Source organism: uncultured Gimesia sp., from assembly GCF_937910335.1.
Classification (GTDB): Bacteria; Planctomycetota; Planctomycetia; order Planctomycetales; family Planctomycetaceae; genus Gimesia.
Genome location: NZ_CALEMX010000588.1, coordinates 1 through 16,743, shown reverse-complemented (window position 1 = coordinate 16,743; position 16,743 = coordinate 1). Strand labels below are relative to the sequence as shown.

Genomic DNA, 16,743 nt, shown 5'->3' with positions numbered 1-16,743 from the left:
ATTAATTTCCAACAAAACAGGGGGGACCCTTTCGCATTCAAAATTGCAGTTTTATTTGCTGGACAATAAAAACTGCAAGCGAAAGGAAAAAATTCCGGATGTAGAGAACGGGACTCTCATCCGGTTTTTTTTATAGCTCGGTTGTAAGAAAGTTGGCTAAAGCGATTTCGACATCTTCTCAGCCAGACGAGTCAATGCAGGACTTACATCTGTTGGTTCAAGATGCACGTTGATCACACTCAAGCTGTCTTTATTTGCCAATGCTGCTTTAATGGCTTTTTCGAGGTCACCTTCAGTGCTTACTTCAAAGCCCCATCCACCGCCAATGAGATCGGTGATATTATGATATTTCCAATTCGGAATATCATTAAACGGTCCTTCCTGCAGGAAACGTTCCGTTGTGTAGCCTTTGTTATTCAAGACAATTACAATTGGGTTATATCCCAGCTTAAGGGCGGTCGAAAGCTCCAGGCATGTCATTTGAAAGGCACCATCACCTACTAGAACAATCGGTCTTAAACTTTGATTTGCGACCTGGGCCCCGATGGAAGCCGGTATTGCAAAGCCCATTGACGTGTAATAAGCCGGGCTGAGGAATTTGGTATGTGTACTGATCATCAAATCGACGGCACCAAACAGGCAGTCTCCTACATCGGTTACTACAACGGTCTGATCAGTTAGAATCTGGTTGATGCTTTCAAATAAGTGCTTTGTTGTCACAGGTTCTGCTGGATTCACTTCATAGTTGACAGGCTGTGGACGAACACCATTCGGTATTTTACGAACGGTTACCTTCATTTTTTGTTTTCCCAGCGATGTGACAAAATCAGAAAATACGACATCATGAAAATGATGATAGCTGATCCGCAGTTTTTCACTGGTTGCATAAATGCATTTCCCGGGATCGAGATGGGCTGTATATATCCCCAAATTAATATCCGTCATGAATGTACCTAGAAGAATGACACAGTCACTTTCTTCTACATAACGCTGGACTTCGTTTCGACCCATTGCTCCTTCATACACTCCCAGATAAAGTGGATGAGATTCACTCACGACTGACTTGCCTAAAATCGTCGCACACATGGGAATCTTGTGCTTTTCTGCAAACTTCAGAACTTCTTCTCTTAATCCAAACCGATGGATTTCTACACCAGCGATAATCACAGGTTTTTTACTTGCTTGAATCAATTCCGCAGCTTCATCAAGCGATTCCCGTAAGGCATTTTTATCGCTTGCTGGCTGACTATCATCGGGAATATGTGGAATGATCGCTTTTGTGTGAACACAATCGCGTGGCAGTTCCAGATAAACCGGACGCTTGTATTGTACGCAGGCTTCCAGGCACCGATCAATTTCCTGAAAGGCTGTCATAGGATCATCCAGTAATGCGGTCGCTACTGTGATTTTCTCAAAGACATCACGTTGCGTTTGAAAGTCTTTCACTCGATGGTGGAGCAGGGGGTCCGTTTCCCTCTCGGTCATTCCGGGGGCACCACTGATTACGACGACGGGTGATTTTTCTGCATAGGCTCCTGCGATGGAGTTGCACAAACTGAGTCCACCAACACAATATGTTACACAGACAGCACCTATTCCATTGACGCGTGCATAGCCATCTGCTGCGTAGCCGGCATTATCCTCACGTGTTGTCCCTATGATTCGAATAGGACTATCTTCGAGCATGCCATAAAATTGCAATACGAAATCGCCAGGAATTCCGAACATATCACTGATGCCATAATCCTGCAATCGCTGAATCAAATAACTTCCGATGGTGTGTACATTGCCGTTATTCTTGCCGGAAACATGCTTGGGTGTTTGCTTTGTGGCAGAACGTTTTTTAACACCTTCTGGTTTTGATTTGGAAATTGATTTTCGCGCCATTATCTCAGATCCTTCCCTAAAGAAAGTAAATAAAATCAGCGTAAAAGATTCGAATAAGCTTCCATAAGCATTATATCATCTGAAACGTTCTCAACTTGAGAATTCTCTTAAACCACTGAACCAACAGAGTTTATGCCATGGGCGACAACTTCGTTTTGAAAAACGAGTTGTCTAAAGAGAATTAGCGGCGAATCAGTTTGCGAATCCCGCGACGTTCGGCCTGTTTGACTGGGGTGGTATTCTGAGTGGGCAGAGACTGTGGTGTATCAGATTCATTTCCAAATTGCCCCCAGTAACTGTCGAGCAATCGATAGCAATCCAGATAACGTTGAGCCCCCCAGGCGAATGAGAGCGTCGAGACCAGTTTGGTCAATTGACGATCATCTTCTGGCGAAATTTGATGAATCTGCAAATCGACATCATCAATCCAGAGTTTACCGGAGCCCAGTTTTTCTATCATGATACGTGCATTTTCAATTTGATCTGAGGGGATATCTTTCACACGAAACAAATATTTTCGCCATTGGCGATCAACTGAAATCATAGCTGATTGTGTTTTTAATTTTCCATTCTGCTCTGCTTCTAAAGCAATCCTGACCTGCATCTCTTTGGTGTTTGTTTTTAACCAGACACTCATATTTAAATATCGAGACTGATGTAAGGGAATTTCATTCGTTTTTAACGAACTATTTCCCTGCTTGAGTCCCAGGAGCAAAGAGGACTTGCCGGAATGTGACTCCGTGGTATCCAGGTTCCATGCTGTCTGATTTTGATCATTCGATTCCCAACCTGCCAGAATATAGTCGCGGGAGTTTTGACTTTCAAAGTCTGTGTGAAATACGATGGTACTGTCATCATCTTTCGAACGATGAATTTCAAGTAATCGATGTCTCTTCTGGTCAATTTTTTCCTGTAGATGCGCCAAATCACTTTTATTGACTCTACACTTCACAGACTTTATTTGTGCCTGTGAATCTTGAACTTCGAATGCCTGAAAATCAAAAGCGTCCAACAAAACCAGGTAGGATTTTGTGCCGTTTGAAGAAACTTCTGTCTTCAAACTATCATTCGTTTCCAGATCAATGATATCCGCAGTATTTGTGATGGCGATCTCGACGGCAATCTGGCAGGGATATGGAAAGTCATTGACCAAATAGAAATATGTTTTATCCTTTCCGCGAGACAAGCGTGCAATGACTGGTTGTTCTGCTGTTTTGATCGTTTGAAATGGTCGCGCGGGTAACTTTTGAAGTTGCGTGCGTATCGATTTTGTTGCCTGTTCCTGGCCAAATGGAATCGTCCAGCCTCCGTCAAAAATAAGATAGGGGTCCATGGTGGCAATGGTGTGAATATACCGTCGACGGTTAGCGAGTTCTGTTGGAGAAGCTTGTGATACAAGCCAGGTAAAGGCAGGCTGCCATGGGGAAATATCATCAAACTCTGAAATACGAAGTTCAACAGGATGATGATAATACAAAGCGCCGTTCTCTCTGGTCTTAAAGGCATCATCAATTGTAGGATGATTGTTTTTTATATTTGCAACCGATGACTTATGCTGTTGAGAATAAAATTGCCCCGGCCTTAAGATGATAGTATTGCCGAGCTGATCATAATCTGAAAAATCAAGCCCCATTTCTTTCAGGACTGGTCGAAACTGAGCACCTGAGTTCAATGAAGAAACGACATCGCCTGCTTTGCTTTGAGCTGGTAATAGTTCACTGGCTGAAAAGATGAGTTGTGTATCAGGCCGTTCTTTTGACAATATTTCCGCAAGCCTCTGGTGCAGTTCTCTGATTTTCCTGCATCGCCACTGAGTCCATTGGGGAAGACCTGCTGTTGTGAGAAACTGATATCGTGCTTCATATTTCAACGATTCAGGTGCGACAGGAATCCTGACTCCTGTCTCTTTTTCAAATTGTGAAACTGTGAAGTCATCATATCCCCATTTCAATCCGGGTAACTGCAAGTAACCATTTAAGGTTAACTGGACCGCTACACCCTGAAACGATGAATGCGATTTATAGCGGTTGACTAATTCCTGGAATATATTGGCAATTTCAAGCTGTACTGTGGGATTCAGAGGATTATAAAAAGGAGCCTGTCCTCTGGAAGCGCCTTTAGTATCGCGCCAGGATTGACCATGATGGTTTACCAGTTCGATTCCGACGGTTTTTTCGGGCTGCCCTCGAATTTCTTGTTCCAGATTTGTGAGAATCGAAGAAAATTGCAATTCGGGAATCAGGGCCAGCTGTTCCCGGTCAAAAATCCGAAAGAGCATTTCCAGGATATCTTTTCGATCAGTGTCCTGGCCGGAAGAATGGTAGATACCGGAATCATAACGTGGAGTGGGAGACAGGAAATGCGATGGGTAAATTGAGCTTCCGTCAGCTGAAACAGCAAGCAGAACACTGTTGAAATGGTGATAATTGAGATAATAAGCCAGCCGAGTACCGGCTTCATAAAATGTTTGCCAATCATCAAGACTGCGATTACTAATCGAATCCAGTACTTGAGTCGCACCGAATATTTCGGGCAAGAGCGGCTTTTGCATATAAGGGCCGACCATCCTTTTCTTTTCAGAGTCAGGTTTTTTCTCAATGGAAGGTTGTTTATCAGAAACGGGAAGTTCAAAAACTTGAACGCGTGTAATCTCAGCCGGTGATGATGTTCCAAGGCCATGAAATAACAGGATGGGATTAGTGACTCGGGGCCAGAAAAGTATTTCTGCCGACAATTCCTGCGAGTCAGTTTGTAAAGCATCAGTTAGACCAGAGTTTGTTTGATAAACACCTGAATCGACACCAACGGGTACTAACTGTCCGGCTGCATCAGGCTCAAGAATACTGAAACCCAATTGAGTCTGAGAACGCTGTGGATAGGTGACAACGAGTTTATGAGGTTGATTACGGTTTCTGATTTTTAGATGATAAGCTGACCATGGTGGAAATTGACTGTTCGCTTCTTCTGCTTGTGGTACAGTCTTAAAGAGTGTCTTGAATGAATTTCGTATTCTAGTACGTGGTCGCCGTGCGACCAGCGCATGGTGCGATTGAAATCCATTGAGTTCAATCGCATCCACCATCTGTAAGGTGTTTTCCTTTTGAATTATGTGGAATGAGTGATTTGCTTGTGGAGAGACTACAACAAACTGGACTACCGCCTGTTGGCCGGTTTGCATATTTACTTCCAGGTCATACACTCCTTCTGCAGGCGCATTAATTGAAAAAGGGATTCCCTGTTTTAGCAGATCATTCTGATTGAGTTGTGGAATTTTGTTGGCCCCCGAAGATATCATATCCCTGCTGCGAGAACGATAAAGGGTCCAGGAAATCTCGGTTCCCGCAGAGGAACCAGTGACAAGGAGATACTTGGGAAATGCCCGGATATGTATCATTTCATTCGGTGTAAACACCAAATGTGGATGCTCCATTTTCAATACGAAGGAATCGCCGGGAGCCTGCTGGACCATTAACTGAGAATTTGTCTGGTGAATGGGCAGAATTATTTTTTGTTTCAGAATGTCAGTTAGCGCATATTGATGTTTCATTGAAATGTGCGAGTCATTCTGGTCCTGAATGAAAACGTTTAGTTTCGCAGTGGAGTCCCCTTCAATCTGAAATTCGATACTGTTAAAAACCCGGTTGGTGCGTGGCTGGTAGAGGACATTTTGCCCTGCCTGAGAGATGACAGCCGCTTCATCGGCATCTACGCCGAGAGACCGGACAGCCTTGATCTTGCCGTTGGTTAAATTAAAACGAGCATTCCAGAGACGAGGGGTTTGTTCCCCCCATTCAACCCGTAACTTGAGTGTTAGAGGGCCTTTCATCTCTGCCTGGACAGAATGATGTGATTGAAAAACGCTCAAAACAATTAGTAAGGTCAGTAACCACAAACGTTTCACAGAATGTCCACAATTCCATACCTGAGGAATCAGGTACTTAAAGATCTAGGGAAATCTAATTTGAGACAGTAAGATTGCCAAAACAGGCAGAGAAGAAATGGAACTTTTGAAGTGTTTTGAGATTATAGTTATTTCAGAAAATGAGCCAAGAGCAAATATTTTTCATGCTTGAAGTCAAAAACGGGTAAATTTTCCCCAGAACCCTCTTGACCTGATTGCGAAAAAATGCAAAAAAGCACATCCTCTCTCTCTCTCTGGCAGATCACTTTATTTTTCTCAAATGAAATGACTGCAAATGTTTTAGTGTTAATAAGTGCGGGTTAACCACTCAAGGCGAATCGTAAACTATTAACAGTGAAACGAAAACTCCTCTCGTCTCTCAAACTTTATACCTACCTGGGCTAATCATGATGCTAAAAAACGGTTTTTCTCTGGTAAGCGGTGCATTCATTCTTGTAATGGCAACCGGCTGTGCCTCTTTGGTTGAAACAAAAGCCATCGAACAGTTTTCAAAAGCGATTGAAAATGATGATCTGAAACAGTTGAAGCACCACACAACGATGAGTTTTTCGAAAGTGGTCCTAAGAGACAAGTCTTCGATGGATGACCTGAAAATCCTCAAGATTCCCACTGGTGAAACTACGATTATCAAAATAGAAGACATCTCTGACAATCATAAAAAAGTGGTTGCAGAAGTAGGGAAAAACAAAAAGAAAATTCTTTATGAACTCAAAAAAGTCAGCAAATCCGGTGAGTGGGTTGTAGATGACCTGTATGTCAAACAAAAACAAAAAAACCTGACCGTTATGAAATCTGTGACGGAACAGATGGATTTGTTGCTGACTGTTCGCGAGTTTCTTGCAGCCTGGGAAACGGGTAATCGTGAAGACATTCTCTCTTCCACGGATGGTGAATTCAAAGAAACGCTCGAAGAGTTGCATCCGGCATTTCTGGCTAAACTTTCCCGAAAAATTGCCGGCAAGGCAAGGAGCACCAAAAAGAAGAAACCTGATGCTCAGTTAGATAAAGATATTGCCATCATCAGAATTCCCCGTCGTTCGGGTGAGATGATCATTTCGATGAAACTGAAATCAGGAAAATGGAAAGCGACCGATGTTGCCGTCGAATCAAAGCAGGATGGTGATCATATTAAATCTGCCAAAAAACAAGCAAAGATGTTATTGGCAGTCAGCAACTTCCTGAATACTTACAATGAAAACAACAAAGAACAAATTAAAAACTACACAACCGATCAATTTTATCGAGGAAGCCTGGATTTTGGGGATCTCACCTTAGCTGCTTTACCCCAAACCCATTCTGCTGCCACGGATTATGATCTCAAGATTGAAGGAAATCTTGCCAATTTTATCACACATGTCGAAGGGCAGATGGTTAATTTATCCATTGTAAAAATTGAATCAGATGAAATTGATATACCCGAAAAATATCTGATCGAAGAAGTCACTCTTTTTCAAGATCATGGTAAAGAGCAAATTACATTGACGGCATTATTTTCCTCACGTGCGATTACGATGTTATTCAGTGGCGCATTGGCTGAACGTAACATGAAGATTCTCGATTACAGTTCTACACCCGATTTTTCAACGCGAGTCTGGAAACAAGTAGAACCTGACTTAGTTTCACATCTGCCGATTGGTGAAATATCTGGACCTGACTTTAAAATTCTAGATATCAAATTTAACGGTGCAGTCACCAAGGTACTCGCAAGACAGGGGAATTTATCTTTAACCTATATTCTACGCGAGCATTTGGGGCAACTACTGGTTGATGACATTCAGTTGAACCTTAAAAACAGACCAGCTTCAATAAAAGAGACGCTGGCACTCATGGTTCAAGTCCAAAACTATGCTTACCATATGCACAAACAAAACATTCGAAACCTGCAACGACATTCCACACGTGATTTTAACGAACTGGTTTGGCGGCAGGTTGATCAGATTCCCAAAACATCATACTCAATCACTGAATTATTAATGACCAAACTGGAAAGTCTGGAACTGAATGAAAACGAAGGTTACGCACGTATTCAATTAGGCGACAAACACCGGGGAGCAACCGTGCTTCTCGAGAAACAGCACGACCATTATGTGATTGATGACATCATGGTGAATAGCGGCAACGTTGCTTCTCGATACGTATCGATGAAAAAAGAGCTTCGACTCGCGATGGCTGTAACGACGGGGACACTCAGATCAGAAGCCGATCAGGCAGTATACACAATCTCTGGTGATGCGACCGCTCAACCCGCGGTACCGGTTATCGAGCCCGCTGCTTTTGAGGAGCCTCAACAAGAGCCTTAAACCTGGCTCATAAAACATCATCTTGCTCGTTATTGAACATCAAGTAACGAATGTGTTTGTGAATGCGCATATTCACACTTTGATTCTGCTTTTTAAATGAACAGAATCAAAAAGATCATTACGTAAAATCTCGAGGTCGTCCGAACCAATTGCATTGTGAAAGCGATTTACTACCCCGTTTGGATGACTGGTATCAATGCACGTCATAAAACAGGCATGTAGCGGTCGAGGGGAATTCCTATTTACCAATTCGAAAGATATGTGATAATAGGTCAGTGGATTTCTGCCAGCTGAATTACTATATCATCGCCAGGAAGATGCCTGGTAATCTGGTATTGTTTTCAGGTGTTGTTCATTCCAGATGATACAGGAATCCTTTGCAAATACTCTTACATTTATTTTCAATTAATTCAGAGTACAAGCACCTGAACGTTCTGTTTTATCCAAATTTCTTGAGTTTCGTTTCATGTGAGGTTTAACATGAAATATGTATTTAGTTGTTTGTTCTCCGCAGTTATTGGTGGTCTGATCGTAGCATCGGTTGACTCTCCTTCTTCAGGCTGGCTTCATTTGTCAGAGGCACAGCTGCAACCGAAATTAAAAGGGCCGCGGATTCTACCCCCCATTGCTCTTGATCCCTCATCCTCAAAAACGGCACCAAAAAAATCTGTTATTGCACAGCCAAATAATATATTCAATGAGCATGGATTGACGGCTGAAGAGCAAATTAATGTGAGTGTCTATGAGAATTTAAACAAAAGCGTTGCTCATATCACAACCAAAAGCACAAGAACAGAAGGTTTTTTCTTACTCGAACATGACACTGAAGGCGCTGGCTCTGGCGCTATCATCGATAAAACAGGGCACATTCTGACGAACTATCATGTGGTAGAAAACGCCCAGCAAGTCAATGTAACTTTATTTAATGGCAAGTCTTATCCGGCAACCTTTGTCGGGGCTGATTTGATCAACGATATCGCCATTATCAAAATTGAAGAAGATCCTGAAATCCTGAATCCCGTCGTGATGGGAGATTCCAGTCGGTTAAAAGTGGGGCAGAAAGTATTTGCGATTGGAAATCCATTTGGGCTGGAGCGCACAATGACTTGCGGTATTATTTCCAGCCTCAATCGATCATTGAAGCTCCGTGGCAACCGAACAATCAAGTCAATCATTCAGATTGATGCAGCAGTCAACCCGGGTAACTCGGGTGGGCCTTTACTTAATTCGCGAGGTCAATTGATCGGGATTAATACTGCGATCGCCAGTAGCACTGGTCAGAGCTCTGGTGTGGGTTTTGCCATTCCCTCAAATCTGGTCGCCCGAGTTGTTCCACAACTTGTGGCACATGGCCATATGATTCACCCGGAAATAGGAATTCAACGCGTTTATGAAACCGAACAGGGATTACTCGTCGCCAAACTGACACCTGGCGGCCCGGCGAAAAAAGCTGGTATTCGCGGGCCAGAAATTGTTCGTCAGAGAAGGGGGCTGATCGTGATCGAACGAATCGATCGTGGGGCTGCTGACCTGATAGTTGCCGTCGATCAGAAAAAGATTAAGTCAGCCTCTGACTTTTTGGACTACATTGAAAGTAAAAAGCCAGGTGACACTGTTGTTGTGACTGTCTTAAGAGGAAAAGAACAGACACCTATAAAAATTTCCGTCGCACTCACAGGCAGCCATCCAGCTCGTCAATAAAAAAAGGTTCCCTGAATAATAATTCAGGGAACCTTTATGATTTATCAAGTGGCAAAGACGTTATGGTAAACCGTTATGAATTCTAGTTCAATGCTGGTTCTACGTTAACACGTCGGCCTTCTTTATCGAAGTAGACTTTTCCTTCAACCAGTGAAAAAATGGTATAGTCTTTTCCCATACCAACATTTTTACCGGGATGCCATTTGGTACCACACTGGCGGGCAATAATATTTCCAGCCAGAACACTTTCACCACCAAATTTTTTGATTCCGCGACGTTGTGCGTTTGAGTCACGTCCGTTACGGCTGGACCCTTGCCCCTTCTTATGTGCCATTGTATTTATCCTCAGGTAGCTAAAAAGTGCCCGTAAAGAGGGCGTATCATAAAAAAACTTGTTGCGCGAGGTCGTATATTGGCGAATCAGGCTTTAAGTTGCAAGAGATAATCGTATTTCCCACTATTTTCCTGAAAGAATCAGGGTTTAGCGGTCGCTGAATCTTCAATTTTCAGCTCTTTTTTCATCTTTGCTGCCATTTGCGGGTCATCAGGCAGATACACCCAATAAGGATTGTCTTTAGGACGAAACTCCTGTTCCTGCTGACCAAATTCATCGCCTGGACGCCAATATTGCTGAACCAGCACTTTCCTCAGTGTAATCGTTTTCCCGTCAGAACCTGCGACGTTTTTGTACCCATTCGAGAGTCCTGAAAACAGGATTGTAAAATAATCGGTATTGGGGTCCACGCCAGTCCAGACACAAACACCATAAATGGCATTTTCTTTTTTAGAACCCATGGGGGTCTCTGCTGGTAATTCACCGATAATCTCTACCGCATTTTTGAACTGAGCACGTTCTCTCTTATTTATGATCGCCTCGGCTTCCGGAAGTATTTGATTGGGATAAATTTTTTGTTGTCCATTATCGTTTGTAATCAGTGTAATTTCGGGGACAAACAAAGGCGGTCACAGTGGTGGCACCTTGGCATTTTCCGGTGTGAATTCATTTTTGTCGTTGGGTCGTTCAATGGGTCGAAGAATGCATTTATACACGATGTACCAAACCAGAGTTTTTTCTTTTTTACCTGTTTTGAGATTCGTTAAATCCATACGAACCATCCGCATCGGCTTAAATACGGCATCAAGTACCCATAATGACTTTTGTGCCGCTCGTTCTTCGCCCGTCGCCGAGATATCTGCTTTGATTGAAAAACCACGATTCAGGATTTGATTCTGAGCCATCGTCTGATTGCCGGGAAGGTACAGAAAACAACTGCAGATGAAGGCTGTAAAAGCAGACTGTTTAAGCGAGTGTTGCATAGAAGACCTCAGAGTTACTGACAATACAATTTTGAAAACTGTTTATCGAAGTAACAGTATATCGACTAAATGAACGAGAATCCCCTACAGAGTTTACCGAACCGCAGAGAAATCTCATTTGGATGAAAACAATATCTTTGGAAATAACAGAAAAGTGCGTCTGCACGCTAAAACGGGACAAACATACAGACTCATCGTGATTGAGATCGGTTTGCCCCTCAAACCTTGACTATATCAGTGGTTTGAATGGATGGTCAAGCTCTTGATTTAATATCTCAATGATTTCAGCCCATTTCCAGGCTTTCATACGCAAATCAGGCGTTTCGATGCAATTCGCGAGACTCTGAGTTCGCATAATATTGATCGGGTGACATTTCCCTTGAAATCTTGAGAGCTTTGACTGCGTGATTAAACTATAGAATCGCTATAAACGGACTTACAGCGATTGATGGTGTTCCGCGAAAGTGCCTCGGATTTAATGAAAGTCATCGCCGGTGAGTAGTTTTTCAATCTCATCTGCGTGTTGAGCAACCGCCATTACACTTTTGTGAATATCTTCCGCATCGACGGTAGAGCGAGGAAATGTATCGACCATTACAAACTTAGACTTGCCATTTACTTCGCGGATTGAAATCCCACCGTGTGAAATTTCTGCATTCAGCCTGAGTGCTTCTTCATAATATTCGGGCTGTGCATCGCAGCATATACTATAAATCAATAAGAGTCGTTCATGCATCTGATGCTCGCTGGGCTCAATCAGAACGGTCTGTTTGCGTTCTGCAGACTGTTTGACATCCAAGATATACTGCTGCCCGTTTCGTCTCCATGAAACGCAAGAAGAATTACCAAAAGCTTCGTGGAGCAATGCTTCAATATTCTTGACCTGTCCTAAAACAGCCGTCAGGAATTGTGCTGCCATGAAACCATTCTGAAATCGATTGGCCGGGCTTTTGTCCAGCATTAACGAGACACACTCAGAAATTTCCAATGGAACATCGGGACATAAATCTCGCACACTTGGTGCAGGTTTAGCAGTCACTTCCTGAATCAGAGAATTAAAATTTTTCCCTCGATGGGGAAGTTGTCCTGTTAACAAAACAAAGAAGCATACTCCTAGGGAGTAGACATCAGATGTCGCGGTTGCGAGGGCTCCCTGAAATAATTCTGGTGCCATATAGTTAGGTGTTCCGGCCAATTGATGTTGGGACGATAAGCTATCCTCTGCGCTAATCCGTTTCGCCAACCCAAAGTCAGCGATTTTGGGAATTCCCGAACTGGATAAAAGAATATTCTCGAGCTTCAGGTCTTGATGAATAATGCCTTTGACATGTGCTGTTCCCAGGCCCGAGGCAACTTGTGAAATTAAAGACGTGGCATGCATGGGCGACAAGGGACCATCTTCGCGAACAATACGGCTTAACGCTCGCCCTGCAATCAGTTCCATCTCTAGAAAACGATATCCTCGTTCTTCTCCAATCGCATGTGCCGTTACGATATTGGGGTGATTCAAAGTCGCAACTGCCCGTCCTTCATGTAAAAACCGATCCACATACTCTGGATCACGTTCGGCCAGCCTTGGCAGAAGTATTTTCAGGGCACATTGTCTTCCGAGATCTCGGTGGGTTGCCAGATAAACCATCCCCATACCGCCTCGCCCGATCAATGACTGGCATTGATACACGTGCAGATCCGTACCAATGATGGGGTCGTCGGTGTCGGGTGAGATGTCTGATGTGTGTGGAATTTGTGCGGCGAGATTATCAAGCACCATTGTTTCTTCTAAATCCGAAACAGAAACGCTATCAACCTTCGCTCCACAATCAGGGCAATTCTCAACATTTGCCTGTAGAAAGAATGTGGAATTACAATTAGCGCAATATTGGAGTTGGCACTGATTTGCCTCTGTGTCAGTATCAGAGTCTTGTTCTGGTAACATTTCAGTAATTTGTCCGGTGGAAAGACTGGAATCAACAGGAAGTGGCGCAGTCATCAATCTGGCCCTGTTAAGTGTAATATGATACATGGTTTTAATACAAAAGCGATAATGGGTTTTTCCAAAATGAACTGTTGCACTATCTGATTCGCTCACGAACATGGATTATTATGCGGGAATCCGATAATTCCTCAAAAAAACATGAATTCGCACTTTTTTACAGAGACGATAAAACCATAGACTTCAGTATCGCCTAAAATAAGAGTAAGTATTAACTTACGCCAACATTTTCAATTATCGTTCCCTTCGAACTGTCATCACACAATTACTCTGAAATCGAATTGCTTTATGCCTGCTTCTGATAATCCTTTTTCTGAAAAACCAGAGTCCGATTCGACAGACCCGGATTTCTCTGCGAACGATCTGTCGGCGGACTCAAATAACGTTCAACCGACAGAGAGTGAGGCTTCAGATATTGATCCGATTTTGAACGAAGCGCTTCGGGTTGCCGAACAGGAACACCAGCCAATTTCCGAACAGGATTACCAGCCATCTGCTAAAAGTGTGCGGCCTCCGGGACCAGGATTATTTGAATCGATCTGCTGGATGTTTGGTGTCATCGGTGCACACTTTGCGGGAATCATGATTTTTACCGTCGGTGCAGTCGTCTATTTGCTAGTGACAAGTAATCTTCAACAGAATGCGAAAGCCATTCAAAAACAACTGACTCAGTTTTTTGATGATCACTTATTAGAGATGGCAGGCGTGGAGCAGGGTATCTTTGTGTTGATTGTAATGCTGGCAGTTGGATTACGATTAGGAAAAGGTGTCTTTGGGAAATTGAATACCCAACCGTTTGCCGTTTCCACCGGATTCCTATTACTCATATCTGTGATCCCGCTTTCCTTACTTTCAGGAGAACTCTATCGTCTGGCCTTTGAAGCCTGGAGCGCTTTCGTCGAGCAGGTTCCGGCGTTGAAAGCATTTGATGAGATGCAAGCCATGGAAATGGTTAAGCAGATGACGGAAAACAGTTCATTAGGCGCATTGATACTGGTAATTGCCATTTTTCCCGCGATTGGTGAAGAACTGGTCTTTCGAGGAGTCATCGGGCGTGGTCTGATTGCTCGCTGGGGATTAGTACCCGGAATGATTATTACATCGATCATGTTTGGCCTGGTACATGCACATCCCGCTCATGTAATGGCTGTGATTCCGTTGGGCATGTTTATGCACTATGTGTATTATGTGACCCGCAGTTTTTGGGCTCCCGTTCTGGTGCATTTCATGAACAATGCTTTTGCCGTTACGGTGACCAAAGAGCAAACGAGTCTCCCAGAAGAAGCAGCGAAACTAGCCGATGAAACACAGGTTGCGCATCCCCTGATTACCTTGTCTGCAGCATTGTTCGTTACCGTTGTTTGCGTTTATTTGTGGAAATCCCGCTCAAAATATGTGACTCCAGATGGAAGCGAATGGAGTCCCGGATATATCTCGAATGAAAGCCCGCCGCTCAATAAAGAAATTCCACTTGTGCGAGAGCGGGCTGCCTTTGGGTATTATCCTGCATTGTTCCTTCTTATTATTAATTTCGTTGCGATGATGTATTTCTTTGGCTTTGAATAATCTGCATGCGAGCCCTGGCTGGTCATGGAAAAACAGTCAAAGCGTTTTCAGATATTCGAGAACCGCTTGTTTCTGTGACTGATTCAGATCGTTTGGATAAGGATGGCCTGTTGCCTTTTTGCCAAACTTCCTTGTATCGAAATACATTCTTTTTTGTATGGTTGATAAGGGGGCAGGCATGACAGAAAACGATTCTATTTCCAACCCCACTTTGTTCACGTCGTACCCATTTTCTGTTCGCTTCCAGATTACCGGGCGTTCATCCAGATGCAATACATGCCATAACGTCGGCACAGATCCGTTATGAAAATATGGAGCAGACGCCCAAATACCATTCAAGGGGGGCGCCACATATCCCTTGGGAGCTGCTACTACGTGATCTTTTCCATAGCGGGAAAGCCAACTTTTGTTTAACGCGTCACGATAAGCGGGCGGTAACGATTTGAGTCGAACCGAGTCTGTTTTTAATTCTGTAATGGAAACAGTTTTCTCTGGATATGCAGGATTATCACCATACGTACCGTGGCAGCGTGCGCAGTGGTCATTAAAAACACTTTTTCCACGCGAAGCCAGTGCTTCATTTATATTCCAACGATAATGGGGCGCTTCGAGCGATTCAATATATGCCAGAATGTCGGCGAAGTCGGCTTCCCATTCCTTAATCTTTTGCGCATTGTTCTGGGGGATGAGTATAAACTGCATCAACATCCGATGATTCTTTGTAACGAATCCATCGGTATAAATTCTCTGTTTTCGTTTGACGTTCCACCAGGCGGGAGGGTCCATGTCGTGATGTAATAAATGTGGGACTGAGCGAGTCTTATCAAAATTCATGTCAGGGTCGCGCAGAGAATCCAGGATGACACCAAAGATTACCGAGTTCGTGGTTCCATGCGTGGTTCCCAAAGGCATGCCCAATGCCGCTAGATCCATATGACTCAATTTTTTTAACTGCTGGAGTTTAATCTTACTCACATCTTCCGTCAGAGAATGTAGTGCAACATGACTGTTTGGTGCCCCGGGGATCACGGTGCCTGCTACTTTTCCGCCATGACAGTTGAAACAATTCATCACCCATTTCTGTTCTGGTGTGACCACATATCCTAAGGGCCCTGATTTAGAATCGGGGCGTTGCATGATTCCGTAATAGGAATAGATCATTTTTTGCCGTTCATCTGAAGATGCCTGTTCGGCTTGTTCTCTTAAGTCTATGGGCCAGACCTTCCAAAGATCATTCACTATTTCCTGATCGAAATCTGGTGGCAAATAGGCTTTTGAAGTCAACAGCCGATAACCCCGTTCAGCGGCGGTTTCTCCAGCGTGCAGATGTGATAGACAGCTGCAAGTCAAAATCAGAAAAGGAATAAAGCGGCAGAGAGTTCGCATTGGTTCTTTACTTTATATTTATGATTCGTTGAAAAAAGCATCAGGGAAGAAAGGGAAACAACTGTCTGGTATTTTCGTCTGTCAAAGGTGTTCCATATTCACAGGGTTCGTAGGCTTCGATCAACTGAATTTCTCTGCCCCGTTTTTCACCATAGGTCAGGATGATTAAATCACGATAACGATCTGCGAGAGGAGCAATTCGCTCTTTCATCTTGCCACTCAACCAGTTTTTTCGTTCTGATGTTTTTGCGGGTACTTCATCTTCGTAAAAATGATTATAGGCCAGCCAGTCATAAAACTGCGATTGATGACAATCGAGGGCATCGATCATGCGATCCCAGACTGGTTCGACATCAATCACGACGGTGGGTGAGAACGGATAAGGACGTGTAAAATGGTCTGATAAATAAGCAATCACGGGATTTTCTCGCAATGCCGGCACATCGGGTACGATGGGAGGCACAGTGACCATGTAGGCAGCATCACAGACCAGTTGCGAGGTATATCGGTGGTCCGGATGATAGTCATTCGGACGGTGTGTCAAAATGAGATCCGGTTTAAAATTGCGAATCAGTCGAATGATTTCGAATCGTGCTTCGATGGTCGGTTGTAAATATCCGTCACGATATTGGAGTACATCATACTGCACTCCTAGTGTTTTTCCTGCAGCC

Annotated in this window: 11 protein-coding genes; 3 read left to right on the top strand and 8 right to left on the bottom strand. The window is 43.6% G+C overall.

All coding sequences use genetic code 11. The features are described 5' to 3' along the window. Positions 1-156 precede the first annotated feature (156 nt). Positions 157-1,887, bottom strand: coding sequence for a thiamine pyrophosphate-binding protein (locus Q0668_RS23955; protein ID WP_298869075.1), 1,731 nt, complete (start codon positions 1,885-1,887; stop codon positions 157-159). Between the two features lie 181 nt (positions 1,888-2,068). Beyond that, entirely contained in the window at positions 2,069-5,713 is a 3,645-nt protein-coding gene (locus Q0668_RS23950) for a family 10 glycosylhydrolase (protein ID WP_298869074.1), read from the bottom strand. 482 nt (positions 5,714-6,195) lie between these two features. Between Q0668_RS23950 and Q0668_RS23945 the strand changes: the two genes are divergently transcribed. Both Q0668_RS23945 and Q0668_RS23940 read left to right on the top strand, forming a co-directional pair. Continuing rightward, a complete protein-coding gene (locus Q0668_RS23945; RefSeq protein ID WP_298869073.1) occupies positions 6,196-8,109 on the top strand; it encodes a hypothetical protein in 1,914 nt (637 codons plus the stop codon). Between the two features lie 480 nt (positions 8,110-8,589). Next, on the top strand, positions 8,590-9,810 hold the full coding sequence (locus Q0668_RS23940; RefSeq protein ID WP_298869072.1) for a trypsin-like peptidase domain-containing protein: 1,221 nt from the start codon (positions 8,590-8,592) through the stop codon (positions 9,808-9,810). An 82-nt stretch (positions 9,811-9,892) separates the two neighbouring features. On the opposite strand, the gene rpmA is transcribed toward Q0668_RS23940, so the two are convergent. The 4 genes from rpmA to Q0668_RS23920 form a co-directional block, all read right to left on the bottom strand. Beyond that, entirely contained in the window at positions 9,893-10,144 is a 252-nt protein-coding gene (rpmA, locus tag Q0668_RS23935) for a 50S ribosomal protein L27 (RefSeq protein WP_298869071.1), read from the bottom strand. Between the two features lie 140 nt (positions 10,145-10,284). Beyond that, the gene (locus tag Q0668_RS23930; RefSeq protein WP_298869070.1) at positions 10,285-10,767 is read right to left on the bottom strand and encodes a hypothetical protein; all 483 of its coding nucleotides are present in this window, start codon (positions 10,765-10,767) and stop codon (positions 10,285-10,287) included. A 6-nt stretch (positions 10,768-10,773) separates the two neighbouring features. After that, entirely contained in the window at positions 10,774-11,127 is a 354-nt protein-coding gene (locus Q0668_RS23925) for a hypothetical protein (protein WP_298869069.1), read from the bottom strand. Between the two features lie 475 nt (positions 11,128-11,602). Beyond that, complete coding sequence (locus Q0668_RS23920; protein ID WP_298869068.1) at positions 11,603-13,117, bottom strand: serine/threonine-protein kinase; 1,515 nt, start codon at positions 13,115-13,117, stop codon at positions 11,603-11,605. 291 nt (positions 13,118-13,408) lie between these two features. Between Q0668_RS23920 and Q0668_RS23915 the strand changes: the two genes are divergently transcribed. After that, positions 13,409-14,686: a type II CAAX endopeptidase family protein gene (locus Q0668_RS23915; protein ID WP_298869067.1), complete on the top strand. Its 1,278-nt coding sequence runs from the start codon at positions 13,409-13,411 to the stop codon at positions 14,684-14,686. Positions 14,687-14,722: 36 nt separating this feature from the next. On the opposite strand, the gene Q0668_RS23910 is transcribed toward Q0668_RS23915, so the two are convergent. Both Q0668_RS23910 and Q0668_RS23905 read right to left on the bottom strand, forming a co-directional pair. Then, on the bottom strand, positions 14,723-16,072 hold the full coding sequence (locus Q0668_RS23910) for a cytochrome c (protein ID WP_298869065.1): 1,350 nt from the start codon (positions 16,070-16,072) through the stop codon (positions 14,723-14,725). Between the two features lie 40 nt (positions 16,073-16,112). After that, the coding region (locus Q0668_RS23905; RefSeq protein WP_298869064.1) for a PIG-L family deacetylase at positions 16,113-16,743 on the bottom strand (631 nt) is incomplete at its 5' end.